The following is a 25051-nucleotide window of genomic DNA, read 5'->3' as shown; positions in this document are numbered from 1 at the left end:
TACACATGGCAACTAAATCATTAGACACTGATCAACAAATCTCCATTCAAGCGTTAATTAGAAGTTGGGAAGGAAAGCTGACTTGGGATTTATTAGTCACGAAAATTGATTCTAGCCTTGCGATCACTACGACGCGGCAAACACTTGATAAATATCTCAATATAAAAAATGAATACAAAGATAGAAAACGCTCACTCAAAGGGCAAACTGTTTCCGCTGACAATACTGAGCGACTTACCTATCTACAAAAAGATATTGATTTAGCAGAAAAAATCATTCAGCTAGAAGCGGAATTAAAAGTGGCCAAAGATGAAATCGGTTATCTACAAGCGTTTATTCAAAAAATCGCCAATATCGGTCAAAGCGATCCAAATGTAATGACTATTTTTCAAAGGGCGATGCGGAGTATCGAGGAAAGTAAATAAAGAACTAAACGCAACTCTTTGTATTTTTAATCTAATTGAGGGCTTAAAATGGCAAGTGGTCAGCAGAAAGCGCAGCACAATCTTGAAGCGTTTAAGGTTTGGGTAGCAACACAAAGCGATGATGATTTTAAACAAATTATCTACCGAGGCCAGCTCAATCGCATCGAAGTCGCGAAAGGGATCGGCTGTGGTAAATCTGCCCTTAACCAAAACCCTGCTCTCAAAGACGCACTCAAAACCTTAGAAGATGAGCTGCGCGGTAAAGGTGTCCTGCCACCATTGACCGACGCTGCCAAGAAGAATGAGGGCAAACCTCAAGCTTACGACAACACAGCAAACCGAAAGGCTCTCGATTCAAAGCGGGTGTCGTTATTAGAAGCTGAGAATATTGAATTGAAAGCCAAGGTTGATGCGCTTGAAAAGCGACTTGAGCGCTTTGGTGAGCTGTCTGAAACCTTATCCGAAATGGGGTTGATGCCACGATGAATACCGCTTTGCATGAAGACCAAATGCGTGTGACCAGTATCCCTTATCGCTCGACCAAGATGGTGATATTCAGCGGTGTACCGCTGGCGAAAGACTCTTACAAAACCAATAGTGGGAAGTATTACGTCACCATCAAAGCCGACCCCGATAGCATCCCTGTGCTTCCAACGCTGGGTCAGCATTGGTCAGTCAAAGGCGCTCGCCAGATAGAAAATATGGAGATGGGTGATTATGTAATGCAGCAGCACACTTATGAATCACCCAAGCATATTGAATGCACTTTACCCGAAACAGGTGAGCAACTGATACGCTTTATCGCTAGAGAAAATGACTTCAAGGGTATTGGCGAAAGCAAAGCTAGGGCGCTCTGGCAGCTCTTGGGTAAGGACTGCCATGCCACACTAAGAAATGACACCCCAGAGTCCAGAAAGCGTCTGACATCGATTTTGAGTAAAGATTCAGTGGAAGCGCTCTTTAAGGGGTACGCCAAATATAAAAATCTGGCACATTGCAACTGGATGAGCGAGTACAGCATCCCCGCCAGTGTGCAGCAACGGCTGCTCAAGCATCACGGTGAAGCCTCCATAGAGGTAATTAAGGATAATCCTTATGCTTTGATGGGTTTTGGTCTTTCGTTCAGTGCCATTGAAGATATTATCAAGGTAACGGATTTTAAGAGCGATGTTGCGAAGGATGATCCAAGAAGGCTCAGTGCTGCTCTGGAAATGGCGATTCGCAAGGAGATTGAAAAAGGTCACACCTATACCACTCATGCCAATGTGCGCCCTTACCTCAACAAACTATTGAAAGACAAAACACTGGTCACTCAGGCGTTCCAATCAGGTCATGATAAAGCTCAGTACATTTTAAATCCTGATACGGGGGCTTATCACCCAACCGCACAACTGCTGATGGAAAATGTCGTTGCTAAAAGGCTTAATGCACTGGTTCAGCGAAATAACTTATTCGATGAAATGGCTAATGCTGCATATTGCGCTGCGGTTGCGGATTTGCCTTATGATTTAACGCCTAAACAGAGTGAGGCGGTAACAACTTGCCTCGATAACTCGGTATGCTGCATTACGGGCGGTGCAGGAACAGGCAAGACAACGGTACTCAGAACGGCTCTCAGGGCTTACCATCAACTTGGATTTGAAATACACGCCGTTGCGCTCAGCGGTCGTGCTGCAATGAGACTTCATGAGTCCATCGGTTTTGTTACCTCAACCATTACCAAATTGCTGCGTGAAGACCCCATAGAACCTAGTGTCGAGAAAACAAATCACCTACTGGTGATTGATGAGGCAAGCATGATTGACTTGCCAACCATGTATCGTCTTGTGAATCACATTCACCCCTCTTTACGATTGATATTCACTGGCGACCCCGACCAACTTCCACCCATCGGCTGCGGCAAGGTGTTGGCAGACATCGTTGAAGCAAAAACGGTGGCTAATACGAAGTTAGATATCGTAAAGAGGCAGGAAGGTTCAACGGGTATCCCCGAATACTCAAAGCTCATCAATCAAGGAGTGGTGCCTGATCGATTAAATACGGGTGCAATACACTTTCACGAAACCAGTAAAACAGACATTGCAAAAGTCTGCTGTGAGCTTTACCAACAGTGTCCTGAAAACAGTCGCGTCATGGCTCCAACCAAGGCACTCGTATCAGAAATCAATAAACTCACCCAACAAGCCGTTAACCCAGATAGCACTAGCCTTGAGTTCGAAATCAATGGTGATAAGTTCTTTTTGCTACTTCGCATGAATGATGAAGTGTTATTCACGCAGAACCATTATGACAAAGGCATTCAGAACGGCTCACTTGGCACACTAACCAACGTCAAACCTTCTGGTGATAGTTACGGTGAAGTGACACTAGATACAGGTGAAAAGGTCGAGATTACACAATCTGTTCTCGATTGCATGGAGTTGGGTTACGCAATCACCCTACATAAAGCTCAAGGGTCACAGTTTCCACGTATCATCATCGCTCTGCAAAAAGGCAGAATAGTCGATAGAGCATGGCTCTATACGGCAATTACAAGAGCAGAAAGCGAAATTCATATCGTTGGAAGTAGTGATGACATGAGGCAGATCACCGAGGCACCTAGTCACTCTCATAAGCGGAATAGCTACCTGAAAGAACTGTTGAGTTGGCAATCTCAAACTCGTTAATGCCCCGAAGTTTGTTTCAGTACATTAGTTCCAACGGCGGTCTAGCTGATTTTGCTATACTGATACTAATCTAAATCTCCTGTTAGGTTGTATACGATGAGCAAGAAAAGATTTACTGAAGATGAGCTACTAGATAGCCTTACTGCATATAAGGCACACGCTGACGATCTTAGTGAAGTTAACATTGAAGAGTGGACTGAAATGCTAAATCAGGCTGAATCAATATCGCTAAGCGATGCCGAATACGAAAAATTCGTTACTGCTTTAAACTCAGAGTCAGATCTTGCAGCTATAGAGGGTATGAAAAACCTATTACAACAAAAAGCTCCTTGGGAGTGAATCAGCTTACTTTTGCCCCATTTTTTTGTTTAGAGCATTACTACCTATCCGTTCGTCTATTCATATTTGCCCTATTTTGCCTAATTTAGGTATGGTGTATGACACCTATCACATAAATTTAGGCGGAGTTTAAGATGAATAAAGAAACCAAAAAGAATTTTGACAAAGTATTTCAGGCAGCGCTTGCACTGTTTGGAAGCGAAAATGCCGCTCATCGCTGGCTTCAGACCCCAGTTCGAGGACTTGGTAACAAACGACCAATTGATATGCTTTCGACAACAGAAGACACTGAGGTTGTACTCGATCTGATCGGTCGTTTAGAGCATGGCGTATTTTAGTGCACTTTGTTGTAAAAGCTCTGTAACTCTAGTCCCCAATTGTGTAACAAGCTGCTGCACAAATGAACCAACGCACTTTTGCCCTTATCTACTTCGCACGAACATTCGGCTAAGAGTTACACTGCTGAGTTCAGGTTACCCGCCATTCTGGCTTCCAGAAACGACAAGAGCCACTGCTAGTGGCTCTATTACGCGCTATCTGTGGTCGATACTCTATGAGCGGAAGAGAACAGGGCTATTGAATATGCGGAGGTCTTTGGTTATCGCGGCGCGGCCTGCGACTCTTCAGAGTAGACATCAATGTACTGAAAAAGTCCCGCTGTCATTGATAGCGTCTAGTTTACCGCTAAATTCAACAACAAAGCAACATGGTCTTGAACTCGTTAACGGATTCGCGTAATTCGATAGGTCTTTATGCTCCCTTCAGCAATAGCCTTCAGGTAAGCAGCTTTAATTGCTTTCAAATTTTGCATTTCGAGCTTTTGTAATTTGCTTCGTTGACTTCACAGCTATGCCTTTACCTTTTAACCACTGCTCACAGCATACCACACTACAAGCATTGGTGATTTAGCCAGTCACTTTGAGTCGAGTTAACTCATCTATGCCCCAAACCTTCTTAGACCCAAAGGGTGTACTATCTCGCTAAGGCGGCACTAGACTAAATAAATCTAATAAGTACTTTTGGTATTTGTACGGTAATGTGCCGTGACTCTAACTCGAAACGCTCAGTTATTCACACAAGGAATGATATCTATTGAGTTTCATAACAGAAGGTAGCAACATAAATCAGATAATCAGGCCTATAAAGCTGGTCAACAACAATAACAAGGAGTAATTGTGCAAGAAAGTAGAGTCCAAATTCGTCCCGCTAGAGCCAATGAACTACAAGTCTTGTATTTATTGATCACATCAAATGACGAGTGGACTAAGTTCAATGGACCATATTTTCCATACACTCATCCAACGATAGAAGTTTTCGAAACAGGCGTGTTTCAAAGACTTCTAGAGGGGGCTAGCCTACAAGTTGTAACATTTGATAATGTACCCGTAGGGACGGTAAACAGTTACTGGGAGTGTGAAAGAACTCGTTGGCTTGAGGCGGGTGTTGTTATCTATGATTCAGAATATTGGGGCAACGGAATAGCTTCCGAAGCGATCTCTCTTTGGGTTGATTATTTATTTGAGAATCATTTTATTGAGCGTGTGGGTATGACAACATGGTCTGGTAACCCAAGAATGATGGCACTCGCCTCAAAAATTGGTTTTAAACAAGAAGCTGTGTTACGCAAGGTTCGATATTATCAAGGGAAATACTACGATTCTGTAAAGTATGGCGTGCTTAAGTCTGAGTGGAAAAATCGCAACTAAATAGCTACTTGCCAACGTATGCTGAACTCACATTTGGGCTTTGTTGCGTAATTCGATGGAACTAAATCAGGAAGTGATACCGCCAAACTCACCAATGTTTCGGATCGTACAGCAATACGGGTGGCGAAGAAGTTAGCAATTGAACGTTCATTGGGCTTCATACCCCTAATCCACTACAGGTACGCTATAAATAACATAGAAATTATACTTACCTATCAATTCATGAAATATCTCATTGATAGTGAAAGGGGTTATGGCTTATAAGTACAGTGATGGATAGTTTTAATCTTACGGATTGGAGATAAGCTTATGAATACTCAATACTCAATACTCAATAATAGAATTTTTAAACAAGCATTGCTTTTTTTACTAACTCCCATACTGCTTACTGGTTGTCCGCTTGAGGGAGATGATGGTAAGTCTGGTACTGTTGGTCTCGATGGTCTTGATGGAATTAATTGTTGGGATTCTAATTCCAACAGAATCAATGATCCAGAAGAAGACATTAATGCTGATGGTGTCTGGGATGTTAAAGATTGCACTTTTCAAACACAGGTGACTCAAAATCCCGATGCTGATTTCAATCACCAGCATATTTGCGAAGCTCTTGCGAATTTAGGTGAATACCCCACTGGTTGTCCTTCCGCTAGTCATACTAACCCAATTGGTACACTGACAGAAATTGGATCTACGTTTGACGTTGGAGATGGACAAAATGCGGTTAGTTGCAACTTGGAGCCGAATAATGGCCTGTTGAGTGTTGAGCCAAGATATGGCGAATTCTACTGGATCTTAGAGGGTGGTTTCATTGCTAACACCAGAACTATACCTTTAGAGGATGAGCTAGGTGACACTGGGAAAAGTTGTTTTAATCTTTGTCAAGCGGACTCAGAATGCATTGCTTCTTTTGCAAATTCAAGCTTGCAAGGTGGTCAAATAAGTTACACATGCTCACTCTTTCATCATTCAGATACTGTTGAACCTTGGGCAAGATTGTGTAGTAACGAGTTTGCAGATTGTGTTCGTGCAACTGGTGTCTTGCAAAGCGCCCAACGTTGGAGCACTATTTGCCCTTAGACAACACATAGCAAGTCGCTCAAAAGGATAAAAAATAGTTGGCTAAGTTTCGCTCCATTTCAAATTTTAGCCAACTGTTCCCGTACGGTTAAGTTAGCGTTACTTTCCCATACTTCATCTAATCAGTTACATCCTAATTTAGTAATGTAACTGACAAGGTTTTGTCCAAAAACGAGTTACGAAAGCTCTTTGGTGAGCTCTTTGGTGAGTGATACCGATGGTCAAGAAAAATCATAAACGCCTAGCGACTAGCGAGCCGTGCGAGCGTCAGGAGTGGCTTTATTATTTTACTTTACCATCATTCCCCTAGATACCCTTTTAGCAGGGTGATGGTTCACGCAGTGAGGCCATCGCCTTGCCAAGACTTTGGGTAAAGTCAGCTACAATTTATTTGATTTATTTGTTACTGTTTTTGTAAAGGATATTGCGTATGATTTTATCTAGTTAAACCTTATAAAATTATCGCCTTTACAAAATCAAGGGTGTTTGTAATGCTTTTTTGATCATTGATATCACCAAACACCCTTATACTTACTAGATAATCACTCACTCACCCACCGAGTAAAGATGATTTTTAGTTCATATAACGGGCGTACAAAGAGAAGCAATATCCTGAAACTTAATATTAAAAATCAATAGGAGCACTAACATGGCTAATGGCCGTATTTTGCACACAATGATCCGGGTTGGCGATCTCGATCGCGCCATTCAGTTTTATACCCAAATCATGGGCATGGATCTGCTGCGTAAAAGTGAGAACAGTGAATATAAATACACCTTAGCTTTTGTTGGCTATGGTGATGAATCAAAAGGGGCCGTTATCGAGTTGACCTACAATTGGGGCACTGACACCTATGACATGGGAAATGCGTTTGGTCATATTGCTATCGGTGTTGATGATATTTATGCCACTTGTGATGCCATATCAGCGGCTGGCGGCGATGTAACAAGAGCGCCTGGCCCTGTCTTAGGTGGCTCGACCCATATCGCCTTTGTTACCGATCCCGATGGCTATAAAATTGAGCTGATCCAGAACGAGCAAGCCAGTAAAGGCTTGGGGGAATAGCCCCCTCGAATAAAAATTGGTTCATGGCATAGATGTACGTATATCGCCACCGCTTTTATGCGGTGGTTTTTTTTGCCCATCTTGTTTTTGTTAAAAATCACTCGAGTGAATTACTTTACTATAACTATTCAGCAGTGACGTACATTTTGTGCTGCAATAAACATTTACATAAGAAATATTGAACACAGCCAGCCCACACTATCAAATTTTATAATCGTCAAATTGTGATCATCCTCTTTCAAAAATGGAAAGTATGTTTACTGCAATGCCCTTTAAGTTACTAAGTATTTCTATTAATTTCAGCAACAAAACGATCCACTCCTTAACCATAAGCACTAAAAGGCCATTAGTATCAACAAGATGGAATTTACGGGCATCAAAAAAAGCAAAAATACTTTGCTTACACATATGTAAGCAAATGTTTCTCGATGTAAGCAAGCATTTCGTCGTAGTTATCAGTTTTATTAATAACGAAATCGGTTATTTCCATCGCATTTCGAGTGAGGTAACGTTAGCGCGTTAATTTTACTTATGGCTAAAATCATGACTGATAAAAAAATCAAAAACCGCTGGTTAATCGCACTCGCGGCCGTTGGTATTCATATTTCAATTGGCTCAGTGTATGCGTGGAGTGTATTTTCTAACCCACTCCACGATGCATTTGGCTGGGATATGCAACAAATCTCTTTCACCTTTGGTATCGCGATCTTTTTCCTTGGTGCCTCTGCGGCAGTGATGGGACACGTCGTTGAAAGTAAAGGCCCTCGTTTTACAGGATTCATCGCAGCCACCTTTTTTGGTGCAGGTGTTGCCGGAGCGGGTATCGCAACCGCTATGGAAAGCCTATACCTACTCTATTTTAGCTACGGTGTTCTTGGTGGTATTGGCCTAGGCATGGGTTATGTTACCCCTGTATCTACATTAATTAAGTGGTTCCCTGACCGTCGCGGATTAGCGACTGGCTTAGCTATCATGGGCTTTGGGTTTGCTTCTATGATCGCAAGTCCGCTAATTCAGGCCTTGATCAGCAATGTCGGTATCTCTACGACTTTCTACATCATGGGTGGTATCTACTTCACTTTGATGGTTAGTGCAGCATCTTATCTTGAGCGTCCACCTGAAGGCTGGAAACCAGCATCGATGATAGAGGAAAGCAGCACTAAAACTACAACCAAAGTGTCGAGTGACCTAAGTCAGCAAAATGCCAATGATGCAGTAAAAACACCGCAATTCTGGGGCCTATGGCTGATGATATTTATAAATATCACGTGTGGTATCGCTATCATTTCAGCGGCATCGCCAATGGCACAAGAAATTGCTGGTTTAAGCCCAATGAAGGCTGCAACCATGGTTGGCATTATGGGGTTACTCAACGGTCTTGGTCGTCTATTCTGGTCATCAGCATCAGACTACTTAACTCGCCCTAACACCTTCTTGGCCTTTTTTGTTATCCAAATTGCAGCATTCTCACTGCTCCCATCGCTAACGCATGCAGTGGCATTCCAACTCGTCGTGTTCCTTATCATGACATGTTATGGCGGTGGTTTCTCTACATTACCAGCATACATTGGCGACCTGTTTGGTACGAAGCAATTAGGTGCTATTCACGGTTACGTGCTAACCGCATGGGCACTTGCAGGCCTAACTGGTTCTTCACTGGCGGCGTTTGTTCGTGAGTTAACGGGTAGCTACACCATGACGATGTATATCTTTGTTGGCATGCTATCGATTGCGCTCGTTATCTCAACGGCAATGAAGATCTATGTTATGAAAGCACACCGCGCTATCAGCCATGCTCCGAATACGCCAATGGGACACAAAGCGGCTTCAGCTTAAGATAGGTATTGCCGTCAAATAAGAACGCTCCCGTAATAGGAGCGTTTTTTTATATCTGAAGCAATAACATGATATCCGGCTCTATAACATGGCTCTGCCTAAAGAGATCACCACACGTCTGTTCTTGCTTTGCCCAATCGGAGTTGCATTGTCATCAATAGGACGGCGCTGGCCATAAGATTCCACTTGAATGCGATCTGCCGGTAAGCCCAGTGATAAGAAAAATGCCTCTAAGCGTTGTGCTCGCCTTTCTGACATTTCCTGTGCTGCTACGGTTCCTTGCGCGGAGTCAGAATATGTTGCCATCAGCACCAGATCGATATCATCACTATAACGCACAAACTCAGCAATCTGCGTTAGCCGCTGTTGTGATGGTTTACTTAACTCTTCACTGCCTTGATCGAAATTTAACACTGTAAAAGAGATGTCTTCAAAGCTATAAGGTAATAGGCGATGAATACAGGCGCTAAATCCTTTATACGGCACCTGAAATGCAACGGCAGATAATCCTACCTCTATGCGTTTGTCGCGCTGCTGCCAGTCATGGTAGCTAAAAGTAGGATAACGACCTGCCTCTAGTTCAGCGAGCAACGCCCATGCCGTTTGTCCACCAACATAGCCATCAAACTGCTTAAAAAAGCGCAGCTGTGTTATTTGCTCGGCATACTCACCAGGCATCCAACGTGGCGGCATAGAGACCAAAGAGACATCTCGCGTCTCTCCCATCGGTCGATGCATCATCAATTCAAAATCAAGGTTAATCATTTTGCTAGCACGCGCACTGAACTGAGCGTCACCATAACCAGGAATTGAGTGTGACATACGGCATTCTAATGGCGTATCTACAACAACCTGCCATTGTGACTGAGTCGGCGTTGCGACATACTGTCTAGCCGCATACGCTGTTGGTCCCATAAGTGCGTGGGAGATGGCTATTGCCAATACTAGACGCTTCATAATGTCTCTTTATTACTATGTTGACTTTATATCGGCCCCCGATGGGCTTTCTTTAGCGATATCCGTGCGTCTAGGCTGTGAATCTGCCATAATACCGCGCTTTTAATATACGTTGATTGGAAAGGTATGACGGATATCCCTGCTCACAATTTACTGAAAAATCGCTTTCGCGGCTACCTGCCTGTTGTTATTGATGTTGAAACCGCTGGTTTCAACGCTAAAACAGATGCTCTACTGGAAATCTGTGCGATTACCTTAACTATGGATGACGACGGTTTAATTAAACCAGCGACCACCATGCATTTCCACGTCACCCCATTTGAAGGGGCAAACCTTGAACAAGAAGCGTTAGATTTTATCGGCATTCGTGACCCTTTCAGCCCGCTGCGAGGTGCTATTAGCGAAGAGAAAGCGCTCAAAGAGATATTCAAGCAGGTCCGTAAAGAGCAGAAAAAACATGATTGTCAGCGTGCGATTATGGTGGCACATAATGCGACCTTTGATCACAAATTTGTTTTTGCTGCCAGTCAACGGTCAAGTCTAAAACGCAACCCTTTCCATCCTTTCGCGACATTTGACACTGCCGCACTCAGTGGGCTCGCGTTTGGGCAAACGGTATTAGCAAAAGCATGCCGAACCGCTGGAATGGATTTTGACAATGCAGAAGCCCACTCCGCACTCTATGACACTGAACGTACTGCGACGCTATTTTGTCAAATCGTCAATAAATGGAAAGCGCTCGGTGGCTGGCCAATTGTAGATGATGCTGAATCACAAAACGACCCCAAATAATTTGGAAGGTATCGTATGGCGTCGTGTTAAGCCCCTTGAATGTGGGGCTTAGTATAAACAAGTATATGGACAAAAGACCAAGTCACCCCTCTCCCCGGCTCCTCTCACCTTACTGCTAGCAAACGAATTCATTGCATCCTCTTTTCATTCTGGGTAAAAATTCGGCATATGTGCATAATACGATAATTATTACTCGACATTGCTAAAAATATCCGCACACTGTTCAAACGACGTTAGAGGAAACAACCAGTAATGTTATGGTTGTAAACGTACGATAAAAATAACACAGCATCTATTAAGAAAGATTAAAAAGGAGTTTTGTACCGTGAATCCTGTTGTAATATCGGTGTGCGTCATGTTGCTGCTCGCGCTTTTGCGAGTCAATGTCGTTATCGCGCTAACATTTAGTGCCATTTTAGGCGGCCTCGTGGGAGGGCTATCACTACCCGAAACGATCAGTGCATTTGAGAGTGGCTTAGGCGGCGGAGCAACAACTGCACTAAGTTACGCCATGTTGGGTACCTTTGCCGTTGCTATCTCTCGCTCAGGTATTACTGATGTATTGGCACAGTTTGTGATAAAAAAAGTGAGCGGAAAAGAAAATGCGACAGCAGCATCTGGTATTAAATATGCCTTGCTCATTGCCTTGGTTCTGATCACCATCTCATCTCAAAATGCCATCCCTGTGCACATTGCTTTTATCCCTATTGTTATTCCACCTCTATTGCATGTGTTTGCCAAACTTAAACTAGATCGCCGTTTGATTGCGTGTGTTCTTACGTTTGGTTTGGTGACCCCATACATGATCCTACCGGTCGGTTTTGGCGGTATTTTCCTTAACAATATCTTGCTAAAAAACCTAAATGATAACGGCTTGGTTGTTACCGCATCTCAAGTACCGATGGCAATGGCACTGCCTGCACTTGGTATGGTTGTCGGCCTACTCGCTGCGATCTTTTTTAGTTACCGCAAACCACGCGAGTATTCAGAAGAGAAGATCATGGCCATTGAACCTGAGCACAAAGCCATCAACATAAAACATGTTGCCGTGGCTGTTGTTGCGATCATTTTGGCCCTTGGCGGACAGCTCGTTTCGGGATCGATGATCATTGGTGGGCTGATGGGCTTCATCGTCTTTATTCTCGGTGGGGTTATCAAGTGGGGCGATACACAAGATGTCTTCACCCGCGGTTTACATATGATGGCAATGATTGGTTTCATTATGATCACAGCGGCTGGTTTTGCTACGGTAATGAAAGCAACTGGCGGTGTGGAGTCTTTGGTGGAAACCTTATCAACCACAATCGGTGATAACAAAGGGCTCGCAGCCTTCCTTATGTTGATTGTTGGCCTACTGGTGACGATGGGGATTGGTTCGTCTTTCTCGACCATTCCTGTTATTGCCGCAATTTATGTTCCCCTCGCTCTGGCCTTTGGCTTCTCGCCAATGGCCACCATTGCGTTAGTCGGCACAGCAGCAGCATTGGGTGATGCAGGCTCCCCGGCCTCTGATTCAACTCTTGGTCCAACATCTGGTCTGAATGCTGATGGTCAACATGAGCATATCTGGGAAACCGTTGTTCCAACATTTATCCACTACAACCTGCCTCTAATTGCATTTGGCTGGATTGCTGCAATGATCCTCTAGTCATTGCTGATATTCGCGATAAAAAAGACCCCCAATTGTTGGTTATCCAACGATTGGGGGTCGCTTCAATATTGTGGCTTATTTTATCACTAGCAAGCGCTACTCACCTGCTTTTGCATCACGGTGTGCTGCCGCCTCTTTGATCAATGGTTGAAGCTCTCCCTTTTGGAACATCTCTAAAATGATGTCACAACCACCTATCAACTCACCTTGAATCCAAAGTTGTGGGAACGTCGGCCACTGCGCATACGCTGGCAACTCAGCGCGAATATCCTGATTTTGCAAGATATCAACGTAAGCAAACTTTTCCCCACACGCCATTAAAGCCTGTGCTGCTTGCGATGAAAAACCACAACTTGGTAGCTTTGGTGAACCTTTCATATAAAGAAGGATTTCATTTTCAGCAATTTGCTGCTTAATTTTATCGATGGTTTCCATAGCTTCCTCTAAGACATCATTATTTTAAACTAAAGCATTATTCTACTTGCACATGGGAAGAAAAAAAACGCCTAATTAAATTATGGTCTTTTTAGCAAAATTTTAACAGCCAATGGTTTAAATAAAGTAAAAACTTGCTAAACTAGGCAGGTCAGCTAAAAAGCACAAATGGAATATGCCATTTGTCAGGAAAATATTATGGGGACAACCCCAAAAAACATGGAGAGCAACAACATGGGATTCGAACTACCAGCACTGCCATATGAGAAGTCAGCACTTGAGCCACATATCTCTGCAGAAACCCTCGAATATCACTATGGAAAGCATCACAATACCTACGTAGTTAAGCTTAACGGCCTCATTCCCGGAACGGAATTCGAAGGTAAGAGCCTAGAAGAGATTGTGAAAGCATCGTCTGGTGGCATCTTTAACAATGCAGCACAAATTTGGAACCACACCTTTTACTGGCACAGTTTGTCGCCAAATGGTGGCGGTGAGCCAACGGGTGCATTAGCAGAAGCCATCATTGCATCCTTTGGTTCTTTTGAAGAGTTCAAAGCGAAGTTCACAGACTCTGCCATTAATAACTTTGGTTCTTCATGGACATGGTTAGTTAAGAAGGCAGATGGCACTTTGGCGATAATTAACACCTCAAATGCAGCAACACCGCTCACTGATGAAGGCGTAACAGCGCTCATCACTGTTGATCTGTGGGAGCATGCATATTACATCGACTACCGTAATTTACGCCCTGACTACATGAACGCATTCTGGGCGCTTGCTAATTGGGACTTCGCTGCAAATAACTTTGCTGCATAACCCTGCTTAGTGATCACGTACACATAAAAAACGCCAGCATCACTGCTGGCGTTTTTATTGCATTTCACGAACAACAGCTATTAGTAGCTATACTCTTCAATCTGAATGCCTTCAATTAGATATCCAGCCTGAGCAAGATCATGATCAACCGCCGTGGTGGTTAACGTACCATTCACGTAAACCACATCCCACAGTTGCTGGATTGGTACACCTTGCTCAAACTTTACGTAGACAATTTGGTTTGGCGGCGGTGGCGGAACATGGATACAAGCGCCAAAAAATGGCACCAATAAAAACTCAGTCACCATTTTGTTATCACCTTCTAAAGGAATAACAAAACCAGGAATTCTGACGTGACTACCGTTTAGCTCTTCACGCACCGAACCCACCAGCGATTGTTGTGCGGCCAATGAACTACTTTCATCATGCGTAGCAATGGCCCCACTCGCCATTCTTTCTCCGTAAGTTGCACGTTCATTTTCTGGAATAAGATCTAACCATTCCAGTGTTAAAACATCATCAGCCACTGTCGAAAACGGCAATAAGAAAAATACAATTAATAACAAGCGTTTCATAAATACTCCTAATCAAACGCGAATTGTCATGCCATCGACCAACGAATGGCGATAAGCTCTAAACGCTGGAAACAGCCCAACCACTATTCCTGCACATTGCACCATCCCTAACAAATACCATTCATAAGTTGTTGGCAAAACTAAGGACAAATGAATACCAAAGTGTTGCTGTACTATCGGTTGAAGTACAAACAACATGGAATACAGGCAACCTAAGCCAGCAATAATGCCAGCAAACGTCAGTACCGTTGCTTCACTCACCAGTAAAAAGAAGATGTGCCCAGGACGTGCGCCCATCGCTCGCAAAATAGCCATTTCACGGCGACGCTCATTCAAACTGGTTAGCAAGCTACTTAGCATACCCAACAAGCCAGCAACGACAACAAAACCAGAAACAACCACTAAAGCTTGTTCCGCGATGGCCATCATTCCCCACAATTCATGTAAGGCGATGCCCGGCATAATAGCACTGAGCGGCTCACTTCTATACGTATTAATTTGACGTTGCAATGCAAACGTTTGAATTCGCGATTTCAAACCGATATACGCGGCGGTGATCTGCTCTGGATGATAATCACGCTGTAGCAAGTCTGTGGTGCCTGGAGCATAACCCATATTAGCACCGCTCTCCCAACCAACATGAATGGCTTCAATCGCTTCAAGAGAAACGTGCACACTGCGATCGACTGGCGTTCCCGTCGGGTTCAGTATACCAACAATGTTAAATGGTGCGTTGTCATGACGACTAAACGCCATATCACTTAAGCCATGGGCAATCACCACTTCATCACCGACTTGGTAATTTAGCTGCCTTGCCACTTCAGCGCCAACAACAACATCAAAAAGAGTCTCAAATGGCTGACCAGCGTTGAACGTTAATGGTTGGCTATTTCCATATTTATAATGCTCGAAATAGCTTTCGTTAGTACCCAAAACGCGGAAACCACGATGGCTGTCGCCCAAGGAGATAGGAATGATCCAATCAACACTTGGGTGTTGGCTCAGCTCTTCATAACTTTGCCAGCTAATATTATTGGTGGCGTTGCCAATGCGAAAAACGGAATACAATAGCAGGTTAACCTGACCCGAACGCGAGCCTACGATTAAATCCGTGCCGGAAATAGTATTAGCAAAACTGTCTTTGGTTTGAGTACGAACGCGCTCAACACTCAATAACAAGGTTACCGACACCGCAACGGTCAATAAAGTTAAAATAGCGGTGACTTTTCGATTGGTCAGGCTTTGCCAAGCAAGGCGAATAATGGCCATTAGCACGCCTCCTTTTTAGCTTGATTCAACTGCATCAAATCCACGCTGCGATCAAACAGGGTTTCCAACGTAGGATCGTGGCTTACAAACAGTAAACTGGTTTCGGCGTTATCACACTCTTTCATTAACAGTTCAATGAACGCTTCTCGATTATCATGATCGAGTGCAGACGTGGGTTCATCGGCAATCAGTAACGGTGGGCGACCGATCAACGCTCGTGCTGCTGCAACGCGCTGTTGCTGCCCAATGCTCAACTTAGAGACTGGGCGATGTAGGGCCTCATCTGGAAGGTGTAAGGCCTTCAATAATCGTTTCGCTTCTTGCTCTAAGCTGACCGTAATATTATTGCGACGCGCTTTGGAAAAGCGACACGGCAGCAAGACATTATCAATAACGGAAAGATAAGGCAGTAAGTTAAACATTTGAAAAATGTAACCCACATTATCTGCACGAAAATGATCCCTTGCTGCTGGTTTTAACTCAGTAATCGCCGTATCAAGCAAAATCACTTCACCCGATTGCGGCTCAGAAATGCCGGTTAACAAACTCAACAAACTTGACTTACCACTGCCACTGGGGCCTTTTAGAAAAGCCTTTTCTCCTTGAGCAAGGGAAAAGTGCGGAATATCGAGCAGATCTTGGTCTTGATCGGCCCAACGAAAAGTTAAATTATTTAATGTAATGACATTCATAATGTATTAAGGCTGGATTGCTCCAGCCTCTTTTTAATTAAAAAGAAAAACGCGATTCTGCTGCTGTCAACGTCGCCGCTGATTGCCCTGTTGCCGAAATCGCTTGTACTTGGACGCTTGTCGTGTTGTTAAACACATTAAACCAATCAAACTCTATCTGTTTTATTTGGTGAGCATTTTCGCACTCAAACATGTAGTGAATATTGAATTCACCATGGCCAGAAGCAGTATCATGGCTATGGTCATGGTCATGGTCATGGTCATGGTCATGGTCATGGTCATGGTCATGGTCATGGTCATGGTCTGTTAGTGTTTCTGATACTTGTGCAGAGATCAAGCTGCATTCTGTTTCAAAATTAAACAGCCGTTCCCCAGCTTGTAATGTTTCAAGTGCCGATGCCAGTGCTTGGCGTTGTGCCGCATTCTTTGGGGCGTGTTCAAATCCAACCACATCCGAACCTGGCGCTGTTATCTCCATAAAGATATGCTCAGCATCGACCGCAAGGTTCAATGTCACTTCACCGTGCACATGAGCACCATGCTCACGATACTCTGATGCGACAACAGCCATTGACAACAAAGGTAACAAGGTAAATCCAACCAATTTTTTCATAATTAACGTCCTAAAAACTAATAAAAACAAACAACATAAATTATTTACGAAGCGCTAATCATGAGGTGGTCCTCGGGCAAAACAAAATTGAAACGCCGTACGTTTTGGCTCATGGGAGCAAAAGATCGGTGAAGACCAAACAACGGCCGCCGAGTAAATCGGTATGGCTACCGGTGGAGGGCTCATCGCCATCGGTGGTAAATGCTGATGACATTCACTTTGGTGATGATGGCTTGTATGCTCAAATGCGTGTGCAGCAGAAATACTGGCTTCCATCAAGAAGACAGCTAAAAGCAGACTACAGTAATATATTCGCCGAGTTGTCATCCGTACAGTCATTTGAGGAGCAGAATGTTACAAGATAACATTCATGGTTAATAAAATCATCAGGAAGCATAACTACAGTGCAATCAACCGCACAAAAATGAAAATCGAGCATTTATCACTTTTGATGAATTCAAGAGAAGGATTATACCTTAAATCAAGCGACACAGTAAAAAAGCGCCCTCTCGGGTGAGGGCGCTAAATTTAATACAAACACTGAGTGTTATTCTCAACCTTCATCAGGTTGCCGATAGCCAGGCAAAACTTCAACGTAACTGAGTCAGACCAATCTCATTCTTTTCAACCCAACGATACCAAACTTGAGTCGCGGTTTGACACAGTTCACTGCCAACAATATCACGACGAACCATCCCTTTGCGGAGCCAAACCTCCAACATGGTATCGACACCGTCGTGACTCAAAGCGAAACGATGCGCGAGATGACTACGCTCGCAGCGCCCATTCTGTTCAAGGTATTGGCGCAGCTCTCTTAAGATCATACTTCGATCGCAACCAACTGTCGTCGCCCATACTGCTTCAAGTAAGCGTATAGCAAGCTATTGATCACTGCAAACAAGCCAATCCAAAACGTACTCTGACCAGGGTGTTGCGTAAACGTCGCGATTTGATAAAACCATGTGCTCACACTATAGGCGAGTAGCAGTGTCCAGCCACCAACAAACAGGGCAAATGGCCGCCCAAACTCTTTTACATATGTTCCCATCGCAGCGGCACAAGGCGTGTAGAGTAGGATAAACAGTAAGTAAGCAATCGCACCCGCCGAGCTAAAGTACTGCGCCAAACGATTGAAGACAGAGGTGTCGACTTCTTGCTCGTCTGCCACTAGGTCTAAATCTGACAAGTCTCCGACATCGAGCCCTAACGGATCTGAAAAGCTCAAGGCTTGTAGGTTCTCAACAATGCTAGTCACTGCCTCTGTTAAACTTGCTGTTAGATCGAACGCCTCATCATCACTTTCGTCAGCGGCCGTATAAAGACTATTTAGTGTTCCGACCACGGCTTCCTTGGCAAAAATACCGGTAATAATACCCACCGTCGCTGGCCAATTGTCGGCTTCAACACCTAAAGGGCTAAGTGCTGGAGTAACCGTTTGGGCGACATGAGAAAGCACCGAATTATCACTGTCTTCATTGCCGAAGCTACCATCAACACCCAACGAGTTGAAAAAGCTAAGCGCTGCAACAACTAGAACAATGGTTTTACCTGCACCAAGAACAAAGCGCTTTAACTTCTGCCATGTTTTCAAACCAACATTACGTAAGGTTGGGATCTCGTAGTCAGGCAACTCCATAACAAAGCTATCGCTACTCCCTGGATAAAGCGTATGGCGTAAGATAAGTCCGGTGAAAATGGCGGCAACAATACCAACAAGGTAGAGGGCAAACACTAAGTTCTGACCACTTTGCGGGAAAAAGGCCGCAGCAAACAATGCATAAACCGGTAGACGTGCACCGCAAGACATAAAGGGAGACATCGCCGCCGCCATTTTACGTTCTCGCTCTTGCTCTAGTGTTCGCGTTGCCATCACCGCAGGCACCGTACAACCAAAACCAAGTACCATAGGAACAAAGGCTTTGCCGGGTAATCCTACCTTTTGCATTAACTTATCAAGCACAAACGCCGCACGTGCGATGTATCCTGAACTCTCCATTACTGATAATGCCAAATACAAGCAGCCAATAACGGGAATAAATGTTGCGACAGTTTGAATACCGGCCCCAAAGCCATCAGCGAGAACAGTAACAACCCAATCAGGCAAACGTCCATCAAGGAGATGATGAATACCATCGACAAGAATAGCGCCAACAGCAATATCAAAGAAATCAATAAATGCACTGCCGATGTTAATTGCAAACATAAACATCAGGTACATCATCAACAAAAAGATGGGGATACCGAGAATACGGTGCAGCATCAACTGATCAAGCCGCGCCGTATTGCGGCGGCTCAATTTTCCACTCTCTTTTCTCACTTGCAGCACAAGTTCGTGCAAGTAACTGTAACGGGTATCTGCGATTTCAATATCAATATCAATCGCTGATAAATGCTGAGATTTTATCTGGGTGATAGCAACATTTTGCTCCACACGCAGCGCATTCAGAACCAATTGGTCATTTTCAATCGCTCGAATAGAGAACGCGCGTGCAGCGGTGGCCGGCCAATCGACCAACTGTTGTATCTCAGCCATGGCCGCTTCAATTTCTTGGCGATAATTTAACTGCAGCGGTTCAACATGAGTGCCTTTGAGCAATAACCTGTGTAGTTCCAGTTTAAACTGCTCAACTGCGTCAAGATCGGTGGCTGTTACCGTGAGCACTGGGCAGCCGAGTGATTTAGCTAGACGTTTTTCGTCAATCTCTGCACGTTCACGCTTTAGGCTATCCATTTTATTCAGCACGACGATCATTGGACAACCTAATTCGCGCAGCTGAATTGTGGTATATAGGCTTCGCTCTAAGGTCGTGACATCCACTACATTGATGATCATATCTGCATTTGCATCAATAACCGCTCGGGAGGCAATCATTTCATCCAAGCTGTTCGCATCGCTGCTATCAAGATGATAAATGCCGGGGAGATCGGTAAGGAAAAACGTGTCACCTTTACACTCATATTGCCCAACCTTCTTTTCGACAGTGACACCAGCCCAGTTACCAACATGCTGTTTAGCACCTGTTAAACTGTTAAATAACGTCGTCTTTCCGCAATTAGGGTTACCAACCGTCATTACTTGATAAGTCATGCCTGCACCTCGACATCTTGTGCCAATGCTTTACGAATCGCCAAATCAACACCTCGAACCCTAACTTGTAATGGGTCACCCAATGGGGCGCGACGGACAACCATCACTTCTGTCCCCGGCAACATGCCCATGACTGTTAATCTCTTGCGTGTTGTCGCTGGTAAACGACTCATATTCACCACATGTGCCACCTGATTATCTTTCAGTTCAGTCAGTCTCATCCCATAGCCTTAATGCGAATCATTCTTATTACAAGCATTAAAACACAAAATGAATCTAGTAAGTATTGTTTTCAATCAAAAATGTATACATATGAAGCATTCAGCACGCAAAAAATTCACAGTGCCGTCAAGTCTAGGTGAGCGTTTAATGAAATAGTCGGTGCCTTTGATGGCGCAGATAGAGAAAATAGACAGCAGAGAGGGTTACTGGACAGCAGGACACAAATAAAAAGGATGGTTAAAGTAACCATCCTTTTTCGGCATTGTATGACGACCAATTGTATTGCTGCCCTGAACTACATTGTTCGAGTAACTAGTGGGTCAGCAATTGGTCACAAACACGCTAAGCCGATTTTTCAGCCAAAATAATACGTAGCGTACGGCGTAATGGCTCTGCCGCTCCCCAAAGTAGCTGATCACCGACAGTGAATGCATTCAAATAATCATCCCCCATCGCCAGCTTGCGCAAACGACCAACAGGAACCGATAACGTGCCGGTCACCTTCGCTGGCGTCAACTCTCGCATTGTAATATCACGCTCATTCGGGATGACTTTCACCCAATCATTGTGTTGTGCAATCATCTCTTCGATTTCGTCGAGCGGCACCGCTTTTTTAAGTTTCAATGTTAGTGCCTGTGAGTGACAACGCATTGCACCGATGCGCACACACGTACCATCAACAGGAATTGGATTGCCTTCCAGGCCGAGGATCTTATTAGTTTCAACCCCACCTTTCCACTCTTCTTTGCTCTGCCCGTTATCGCGCTTAACATCGATCCACGGGATCAGAGAGCCAGCCAACGGAACGCCAAATTCACTCGCAGGGAAATCTGTTGCTCTAATGGTTTCTGCAACTTTGCGGTCAATATCAAGAATCGATGTGGCAGGGTTTGCCAGCTCAGAGGTCACAGCGTCGTTAATCACACCCATCTGGCTGATAAGCTCACGCATGTTCTTCGCGCCTGCGCCAGAAGCCGCCTGGTAAGTCTGTGCTGTCATCCATTCAACAAGACCGGCTTTATATAAGCCACCCACGGCCATCAACATCAAGCTAACAGTACAGTTGCCTCCAACAAAGGTGTTGGTGCCAGTATGTATACCTTGCTGAATTTGATCAAAGTTAACTGGATCTAAGGTAATAATGCTATCAGGTTTTAAACGCAGAGTGGACGCTGCATCAATCCAATAACCTTTCCAACCAGTCTGGCGTAAGGCAGTATAGACTTTCTCTGTATACCCTCCCCCCTGACAAGTAATAATCGCATCTAGCTGCTTCAAGCTTTCAATATCGTATGCATCTTGGAGCAGCCCTGCATCTTTACCATAATTTGGTGCGGGGATCCCCACTTGCGATGTGGAGTAGAATACTGGCTCAATCAGGTTAAAATCGCCCTCTTCAACCATACGTTGCATTAATACTGAACCAACCATCCCACGCCAGCCAACCAAGCCAACTTTCATCATAGCTACACATCTCCCTGTTAAATTTCAGCTAAACCACATCATCGCTTTTTAAGTTTACAAAAACAAGAAAAAGCCGTTCAGATTTCCAACACTCGACAAGCATCTTCTGTTACAGCGTTCTCGTATTCCATGCTGTCTTATCTTGTAAAATACAAAAGTGTGACCGCTGTAACATTTCCAGTGACACTGCGAGCTGAACAAAAGCTGACTAGACTTCATTTAAACAAACAGGCATGTGAATCTAAATCAACCAAAAAGGCACATAATTTACACATTCAGCACAACTATCAATATTTACGCATTCGCGTAACCATCTAATTGAAAAGGAATTATACATCACCACAACAAACTCTCCATACAAACATAAACACCACCATAACAACCCACAGATAGATGATAACACCAAGAAACAAAATTTCAGTAGCACATTTTGACCCCGATCAATTTATTCAGCGTGAAAATGACGACAATAGCATTCACGCAAATTATATTGCGTGAACACCCCCAATTTAAACCAGAGGTTTTACTATGAGTAATGCTGCAGAAAGCAAGAAAGTCACTATTGGTGCTTACATTGCCCTGGCTTTCGCTTTTGTCTTCTTCTCAGGCGCCCTTCAAACTAATGAATGGTATGGTATTTTTGATTTCAACACCCTCAACGGTGCTTTCGGTACGATGGCAAATAGCGCTACCGCTGGCGTAGATGGCGCAATTGAAGTATCACGCACCACCATGCGCGGTACTGGCGGTAATGGTGCTCGCGACGGTTTCTTGTTCGCTCTAACACTTGTCCCGACAGTTATGTTTGCACTGGGTATGATTAACGTCTTAGAACACTTCGGCGCCCTAGAAGCTGCTCGCAAACTACTGACTCCACTACTTCGTCCTCTGATGGGCATTCCTGGTGACACAGGTTTGGCACTGATTGCCTCTTTACAGAATACTGACGCAGGCGCTTCAATGACTCGTCAGTTGCAAGAAGAAGGCAAACTGACTCAACGTGAAACAGACATCTTCGCAATGTTCCAGTTCTCTGCTGGTGCGACCATCGTTAACTTTTTCTCTTCAGGCGCAGTGCTATTTACCTTGGCATATGCTGACGGCACACCTGCAGTAACATCATCTATTGGTCTAGCTGTTGCTATGATGTTTATTATGAAAATCGTTGGTGCGAACATCTTCCGTGTTTGGCTACAGTTCGCTGATAAAAAATCGACTCAAACTCAAGAGGAAGCGGCATAATGGCACAATCTAAAATGGTCACTGACATCTTCGTTGAAGGTGCGCGTAAAGGCTGGAACATCTCGACCTCTAGCACCATTCCAAATGTAATGATGGCATTCATCATCATCAAGATTCTTGGCCTTACTGGCGCTCTTGATGCGATGGGCGTACTGTTCGCTCCGATTATGGGTCTTGTTGGACTTCCCGGCGAAGCTGCTGCGGTACTGATTGGTGCGTGGATGTCTATGGGTGGCGCTGTGGGTGTTGTTATCACTCTATTTGACAGCGGTATCCTAAACGGTAGCCATATTGCTATTCTTGCACCAGCTATCTACTTGATGGGTTCGCAAGTACAGTATCTTGGTCGTATTCTTGGTGTTATCGGTACTGAAGGCCGTCACTATGCACCAATGATTATCATCTCTGTGTTTAACGCATTCATTGCAATGTTCTTTATGAACATCTTGGTGTAGCACAACCCCTTAACGATAGGGCGGCATTTCTGCCGCCCTTTTTTAATGCAAGCCTGTATTTTCAAAAGAGGATCAACGATGAACTTCTCTCTACAAGATTACTTAGAAGAACTACGCCCACTTATCGATGTGGATTGTGGCACTCTGACCAAAGAAGGTTTGGAAGTGATCGCTAGTCGCATGGCTGAAAAATATGAAGCTATGGGTGGCTGGGAAATCAAAACGATTGACTGCGGCATTGCAGGTCCAGGTCTAGAAATCCGTAACAAACCAGAGACAGCTGACATTGATGTTCTTATGGTTGGTCACATGGATACGGTTTTCCCTGTTGGTACCGTGGCCGCACGTCCAATGACTGTAGACGCAGAAAAAGCCTACGGTCCAGGCGTTGCTGACATGAAGTCTGGCTTGTTAAATATCGTTTACGCGCTGCGTAATCTTGACAAAAGCGTTCTAGATCAACTGTCAATCTGTATCTGCATGAACCCAGATGAAGAGATTGGCTCATTACACTCGCAAGATTGGCTTATTGATGTAGCGAAGACCGCTAAACACGTTCTAGTCGCTGAGGCTGCTCGTGCTGATGGCTCTCTTGTTAAAGCCCGTAAAGGTATGGCTCGCTACAAGATGACATTCAACGGTAAAGCTGCACATGCTGGTAATGATCCAGAAAATGGTCGTAGCTCTATCTCTGAAATGGCGCACTGGATTCTCGCTGTTAACGAAATGACTAACTTCGAATCAGGCACAACACTGAATGCTGGTGTTGTTAAAGGCGGTGCTGGCGCAAACATTGTGCCTGAACATGCTGAGCTGGTTATTGACGTCCGCTTCTGGGACAATGACGAGTATGCTGATGTCCACCAAAAATTGACTAACATGGTTCCGTTTATCGACGGTGTTAGCACTGAAGTGGTACGCGAAGCGCACAAACCTTCAATGGTTCCTTCAGAGAAAACTGAAGAGCTTATGGCACTTGTTGAACAAGCAGGTAAAGATGTCGACCTAGACATTACTTGGCAAGCTGTTGGCGGCGGTTCAGACGCTAACTTAACCGCGGTTCTAGGCGTACCGACATTAGACGGCCTTGGCCCTGCAGGCGCACTAATGCACGGCCCTGACGAGTATATGATTCTAGAGACCATCGAACCTCGTATTCGCCTACTTATGCGTGTACTTGAGAAGATTGCCGCTAAGTAAGCCCCTCATCGATACAAACTAAAAAGCCTCCCATTCACCATGGGAGGCTTTTTTACGTCATGTGTTTCGCCCTGATTAACCCGAATTAACCGTGGCACGGTTGCCACTGCGTTGACGTGACGTTAGCCAATGATACTTCAACATCATACTCGGCTCACGCCATCCTACGCGCTCAACCGACCACGTCATTATATGTTTCAGTTTCAAACGCTGAGCGTCAGACAGACACGTTTTTTTGCACTGTAAGCAGCACGACTTCTTTTCGCCTGAACGACAAGCACCAATCTTCTTACCAATATAGCCAATGAGTACTTGGCAATCATCACACAATACTGCACCACGATGTATGCGTTGACAGTATTGCTGTACCATTTTTTTTACCACGAGTGGTTCTTGGTACTGCGGGTTAATAAAATGCATAATAGTTTTCATAACCGCGCATTATGCGCCTTTAACATTGAA

At 44.4% G+C, this 25051-nt stretch carries 27 protein-coding genes and 1 pseudogene; 17 read left to right on the top strand and 11 right to left on the bottom strand.

Features of this window, described 5'->3' with window-relative positions; all coding sequences use genetic code 11:
• The first annotated feature begins 5 nt into the window (after positions 1–5).
• The 10 genes and pseudogenes from ACKLNH_RS09840 to ACKLNH_RS09795 all read left to right on the top strand — a co-directional run bounded on the left by ACKLNH_RS09840 (position 6) and on the right by ACKLNH_RS09795 (position 9115).
• Positions 6–425: a hypothetical protein gene (locus tag ACKLNH_RS09840; RefSeq protein ID WP_413112076.1), complete on the top strand. Its 420-nt coding sequence runs from the start codon at positions 6–8 to the stop codon at positions 423–425.
• Positions 426–473: 48 nt separating this feature from the next.
• On the top strand, positions 474–911 hold the full coding sequence (locus tag ACKLNH_RS09835) for a VPA1267 family protein (RefSeq protein WP_413112075.1): 438 nt from the start codon (positions 474–476) through the stop codon (positions 909–911).
• Complete coding sequence (locus ACKLNH_RS09830; protein ID WP_413112074.1) at positions 908–3091, top strand: AAA family ATPase; 2184 nt, start codon at positions 908–910, stop codon at positions 3089–3091. The genes ACKLNH_RS09835 and ACKLNH_RS09830 overlap by 4 nt, the downstream gene beginning before the upstream one ends.
• A gap of 96 nt (positions 3092–3187) precedes the next feature.
• Positions 3188–3430: a hypothetical protein gene (locus tag ACKLNH_RS09825; RefSeq protein WP_413112073.1), complete on the top strand. Its 243-nt coding sequence runs from the start codon at positions 3188–3190 to the stop codon at positions 3428–3430.
• Positions 3431–3564: 134 nt separating this feature from the next.
• Positions 3565–3768, top strand: a complete 204-nt coding sequence (locus tag ACKLNH_RS09820; protein ID WP_413112072.1) for an antitoxin Xre/MbcA/ParS toxin-binding domain-containing protein — start codon at positions 3565–3567, stop codon at positions 3766–3768.
• 837 nt (positions 3769–4605) lie between these two features.
• The gene (locus tag ACKLNH_RS09815) at positions 4606–5136 is read left to right on the top strand and encodes a GNAT family N-acetyltransferase (protein ID WP_275863182.1); all 531 of its coding nucleotides are present in this window, start codon (positions 4606–4608) and stop codon (positions 5134–5136) included.
• A gap of 72 nt (positions 5137–5208) precedes the next feature.
• Positions 5209–5292 (top strand): annotated as a pseudogene (locus ACKLNH_RS09810) (recombinase family protein); the annotation flags it as partial.
• A 153-nt stretch (positions 5293–5445) separates the two neighbouring features.
• On the top strand, positions 5446–6213 hold the full coding sequence (locus ACKLNH_RS09805; RefSeq protein ID WP_413112071.1) for a hypothetical protein: 768 nt from the start codon (positions 5446–5448) through the stop codon (positions 6211–6213).
• A 649-nt stretch (positions 6214–6862) separates the two neighbouring features.
• A complete protein-coding gene (gene gloA / locus ACKLNH_RS09800; RefSeq protein WP_413112070.1) occupies positions 6863–7279 on the top strand; it encodes a lactoylglutathione lyase in 417 nt (138 codons plus the stop codon).
• 543 nt (positions 7280–7822) lie between these two features.
• A complete protein-coding gene (locus ACKLNH_RS09795; RefSeq protein ID WP_413112069.1) occupies positions 7823–9115 on the top strand; it encodes an L-lactate MFS transporter in 1293 nt (430 codons plus the stop codon).
• 81 nt (positions 9116–9196) lie between these two features.
• Here the strand turns inward: ACKLNH_RS09795 and motY are convergent, their stop codons facing one another.
• A complete protein-coding gene (gene motY, locus ACKLNH_RS09790) occupies positions 9197–10030 on the bottom strand; it encodes a flagellar protein MotY (RefSeq protein WP_413112143.1) in 834 nt (277 codons plus the stop codon).
• A 168-nt stretch (positions 10031–10198) separates the two neighbouring features.
• Between motY and rnt the strand changes: the two genes are divergently transcribed.
• Complete coding sequence (gene rnt / locus ACKLNH_RS09785; protein WP_413112068.1) at positions 10199–10864, top strand: ribonuclease T; 666 nt, start codon at positions 10199–10201, stop codon at positions 10862–10864.
• A gap of 325 nt (positions 10865–11189) precedes the next feature.
• Positions 11190–12512 carry a Na+/H+ antiporter family protein gene (locus ACKLNH_RS09780; RefSeq protein WP_413112067.1) on the top strand — a complete coding sequence of 441 codons (1323 nt, stop codon included), beginning with the start codon at positions 11190–11192 and terminating at the stop codon, positions 12510–12512.
• Between the two features lie 99 nt (positions 12513–12611).
• Here the strand turns inward: ACKLNH_RS09780 and grxD are convergent, their stop codons facing one another.
• Positions 12612–12950: a Grx4 family monothiol glutaredoxin gene (gene grxD, locus ACKLNH_RS09775; protein ID WP_413112066.1), complete on the bottom strand. Its 339-nt coding sequence runs from the start codon at positions 12948–12950 to the stop codon at positions 12612–12614.
• Between the two features lie 234 nt (positions 12951–13184).
• On the opposite strand from grxD, the gene sodB reads away from it, so the two are divergent.
• A complete protein-coding gene (sodB, locus tag ACKLNH_RS09770) occupies positions 13185–13769 on the top strand; it encodes a superoxide dismutase [Fe] (RefSeq protein WP_413112142.1) in 585 nt (194 codons plus the stop codon).
• Positions 13770–13849: 80 nt separating this feature from the next.
• On the opposite strand, the gene ACKLNH_RS09765 is transcribed toward sodB, so the two are convergent.
• From ACKLNH_RS09765 to zrgA, 4 genes are read right to left on the bottom strand one after another with little or no spacing between them, the layout of a single operon-like run.
• Positions 13850–14344 carry a DUF3299 domain-containing protein gene (locus tag ACKLNH_RS09765; protein ID WP_413112065.1) on the bottom strand — a complete coding sequence of 165 codons (495 nt, stop codon included), beginning with the start codon at positions 14342–14344 and terminating at the stop codon, positions 13850–13852.
• A 12-nt stretch (positions 14345–14356) separates the two neighbouring features.
• A complete protein-coding gene (locus tag ACKLNH_RS09760) occupies positions 14357–15613 on the bottom strand; it encodes an ABC transporter permease (protein ID WP_413112064.1) in 1257 nt (418 codons plus the stop codon).
• The gene (locus ACKLNH_RS09755) at positions 15613–16305 is read right to left on the bottom strand and encodes an ATP-binding cassette domain-containing protein (protein ID WP_413112063.1); all 693 of its coding nucleotides are present in this window, start codon (positions 16303–16305) and stop codon (positions 15613–15615) included. Before ACKLNH_RS09755 ends, ACKLNH_RS09760 begins: the two co-directional genes overlap by 1 nt.
• Before the next feature lie 37 nt (positions 16306–16342).
• Positions 16343–16918 (bottom strand): zinc uptake protein ZrgA, encoded by a 576-nt coding sequence (zrgA, locus tag ACKLNH_RS09750; RefSeq protein WP_413112062.1) that lies wholly within the window; start codon positions 16916–16918, stop codon positions 16343–16345.
• 128 nt (positions 16919–17046) lie between these two features.
• Here zrgA and ACKLNH_RS09745 point away from each other — a divergent pair, with 128 nt between their 5' ends.
• The gene (locus ACKLNH_RS09745; protein WP_413112061.1) at positions 17047–17283 is read left to right on the top strand and encodes a hypothetical protein; all 237 of its coding nucleotides are present in this window, start codon (positions 17047–17049) and stop codon (positions 17281–17283) included.
• Positions 17284–17508: 225 nt separating this feature from the next.
• Here ACKLNH_RS09745 and ACKLNH_RS09740 read toward each other — a convergent pair whose 3' ends face one another.
• The 4 genes from ACKLNH_RS09740 to asd form a co-directional block, all read right to left on the bottom strand.
• Positions 17509–17742 (bottom strand): FeoC-like transcriptional regulator, encoded by a 234-nt coding sequence (locus ACKLNH_RS09740; protein WP_413112060.1) that lies wholly within the window; start codon positions 17740–17742, stop codon positions 17509–17511.
• Positions 17739–20006, bottom strand: a complete 2268-nt coding sequence (feoB, locus tag ACKLNH_RS09735) for a Fe(2+) transporter permease subunit FeoB (protein ID WP_413112059.1) — start codon at positions 20004–20006, stop codon at positions 17739–17741. Before feoB ends, ACKLNH_RS09740 begins: the two co-directional genes overlap by 4 nt.
• The gene (locus tag ACKLNH_RS09730; RefSeq protein WP_413112058.1) at positions 20003–20227 is read right to left on the bottom strand and encodes a FeoA family protein; all 225 of its coding nucleotides are present in this window, start codon (positions 20225–20227) and stop codon (positions 20003–20005) included. The genes feoB and ACKLNH_RS09730 overlap by 4 nt, the downstream gene beginning before the upstream one ends.
• A 343-nt stretch (positions 20228–20570) precedes the next feature.
• Positions 20571–21689 carry an aspartate-semialdehyde dehydrogenase gene (gene asd / locus ACKLNH_RS09725; RefSeq protein ID WP_413112141.1) on the bottom strand — a complete coding sequence of 373 codons (1119 nt, stop codon included), beginning with the start codon at positions 21687–21689 and terminating at the stop codon, positions 20571–20573.
• Between the two features lie 531 nt (positions 21690–22220).
• Here asd and ACKLNH_RS09720 point away from each other — a divergent pair.
• The 3 genes from ACKLNH_RS09720 to ACKLNH_RS09710 all read left to right on the top strand — a co-directional run bounded on the left by ACKLNH_RS09720 (position 22221) and on the right by ACKLNH_RS09710 (position 24589).
• Positions 22221–22934, top strand: a complete 714-nt coding sequence (locus ACKLNH_RS09720; RefSeq protein WP_413112057.1) for a nucleoside recognition domain-containing protein — start codon at positions 22221–22223, stop codon at positions 22932–22934.
• Positions 22934–23389: a YjiG family protein gene (locus tag ACKLNH_RS09715; protein WP_413112056.1), complete on the top strand. Its 456-nt coding sequence runs from the start codon at positions 22934–22936 to the stop codon at positions 23387–23389. The genes ACKLNH_RS09720 and ACKLNH_RS09715 overlap by 1 nt, the downstream gene beginning before the upstream one ends.
• Before the next feature lie 78 nt (positions 23390–23467).
• Positions 23468–24589, top strand: coding sequence for a M20 family metallopeptidase (locus ACKLNH_RS09710; RefSeq protein WP_413112055.1), 1122 nt, complete (start codon positions 23468–23470; stop codon positions 24587–24589).
• Positions 24590–24664: 75 nt separating this feature from the next.
• Here ACKLNH_RS09710 and ACKLNH_RS09705 read toward each other — a convergent pair whose 3' ends face one another.
• On the bottom strand, positions 24665–25021 hold the full coding sequence (locus tag ACKLNH_RS09705) for a nitrous oxide-stimulated promoter family protein (RefSeq protein WP_413112054.1): 357 nt from the start codon (positions 25019–25021) through the stop codon (positions 24665–24667).
• Positions 25022–25051 lie beyond the last annotated feature (30 nt).

This window comes from Thaumasiovibrio clandestinus, assembly GCF_047250365.1.
GTDB lineage: Bacteria > Pseudomonadota > Gammaproteobacteria > Enterobacterales > Vibrionaceae > Thaumasiovibrio.
The sequence above is the reverse complement of the archived record's forward strand: the minus strand, read 5'-3'. Positions and strand labels throughout refer to the sequence as shown.

What these genes read in the sequence shown, in the direction of transcription:
- ACKLNH_RS09835 (WP_413112075.1), top strand. Translation starts at nt 474, where the DNA reads ATGGCAAGTGGTCAGCAGAAAGCGCAGCACAATCTTGAAGCGTTTAAG.
- grxD (WP_413112066.1), bottom strand. Translation starts at nt 12,950, where the DNA reads ATGGAAACCATCGATAAAATTAAGCAGCAAATTGCTGAAAATGAAATC.
- ACKLNH_RS09710 (WP_413112055.1), top strand. Translation starts at nt 23,468, where the DNA reads ATGAACTTCTCTCTACAAGATTACTTAGAAGAACTACGCCCACTTATC.
- ACKLNH_RS09730 (WP_413112058.1), bottom strand. Translation starts at nt 20,227, where the DNA reads ATGAGACTGACTGAACTGAAAGATAATCAGGTGGCACATGTGGTGAAT.
- ACKLNH_RS09840 (WP_413112076.1), top strand. Translation starts at nt 6, where the DNA reads ATGGCAACTAAATCATTAGACACTGATCAACAAATCTCCATTCAAGCG.
- rnt (WP_413112068.1), top strand. Translation starts at nt 10,199, where the DNA reads ATGACGGATATCCCTGCTCACAATTTACTGAAAAATCGCTTTCGCGGC.
- ACKLNH_RS09755 (WP_413112063.1), bottom strand. Translation starts at nt 16,305, where the DNA reads ATGAATGTCATTACATTAAATAATTTAACTTTTCGTTGGGCCGATCAA.
- gloA (WP_413112070.1), top strand. Translation starts at nt 6,863, where the DNA reads ATGGCTAATGGCCGTATTTTGCACACAATGATCCGGGTTGGCGATCTC.
- ACKLNH_RS09795 (WP_413112069.1), top strand. Translation starts at nt 7,823, where the DNA reads ATGACTGATAAAAAAATCAAAAACCGCTGGTTAATCGCACTCGCGGCC.
- ACKLNH_RS09760 (WP_413112064.1), bottom strand. Translation starts at nt 15,613, where the DNA reads ATGGCCATTATTCGCCTTGCTTGGCAAAGCCTGACCAATCGAAAAGTC.
- ACKLNH_RS09830 (WP_413112074.1), top strand. Translation starts at nt 908, where the DNA reads ATGAATACCGCTTTGCATGAAGACCAAATGCGTGTGACCAGTATCCCT.
- ACKLNH_RS09825 (WP_413112073.1), top strand. Translation starts at nt 3,188, where the DNA reads ATGAGCAAGAAAAGATTTACTGAAGATGAGCTACTAGATAGCCTTACT.
- ACKLNH_RS09765 (WP_413112065.1), bottom strand. Translation starts at nt 14,344, where the DNA reads ATGAAACGCTTGTTATTAATTGTATTTTTCTTATTGCCGTTTTCGACA.
- feoB (WP_413112059.1), bottom strand. Translation starts at nt 20,006, where the DNA reads ATGACTTATCAAGTAATGACGGTTGGTAACCCTAATTGCGGAAAGACG.
- ACKLNH_RS09720 (WP_413112057.1), top strand. Translation starts at nt 22,221, where the DNA reads ATGAGTAATGCTGCAGAAAGCAAGAAAGTCACTATTGGTGCTTACATT.
- ACKLNH_RS09805 (WP_413112071.1), top strand. Translation starts at nt 5,446, where the DNA reads ATGAATACTCAATACTCAATACTCAATAATAGAATTTTTAAACAAGCA.
- asd (WP_413112141.1), bottom strand. Translation starts at nt 21,689, where the DNA reads ATGAAAGTTGGCTTGGTTGGCTGGCGTGGGATGGTTGGTTCAGTATTA.
- ACKLNH_RS09820 (WP_413112072.1), top strand. Translation starts at nt 3,565, where the DNA reads ATGAATAAAGAAACCAAAAAGAATTTTGACAAAGTATTTCAGGCAGCG.
- motY (WP_413112143.1), bottom strand. Translation starts at nt 10,030, where the DNA reads ATGGGACCAACAGCGTATGCGGCTAGACAGTATGTCGCAACGCCGACT.
- zrgA (WP_413112062.1), bottom strand. Translation starts at nt 16,918, where the DNA reads ATGAAAAAATTGGTTGGATTTACCTTGTTACCTTTGTTGTCAATGGCT.
- sodB (WP_413112142.1), top strand. Translation starts at nt 13,185, where the DNA reads ATGGGATTCGAACTACCAGCACTGCCATATGAGAAGTCAGCACTTGAG.
- ACKLNH_RS09715 (WP_413112056.1), top strand. Translation starts at nt 22,934, where the DNA reads ATGGCACAATCTAAAATGGTCACTGACATCTTCGTTGAAGGTGCGCGT.
- ACKLNH_RS09705 (WP_413112054.1), bottom strand. Translation starts at nt 25,021, where the DNA reads ATGAAAACTATTATGCATTTTATTAACCCGCAGTACCAAGAACCACTC.
- ACKLNH_RS09740 (WP_413112060.1), bottom strand. Translation starts at nt 17,742, where the DNA reads ATGATCTTAAGAGAGCTGCGCCAATACCTTGAACAGAATGGGCGCTGC.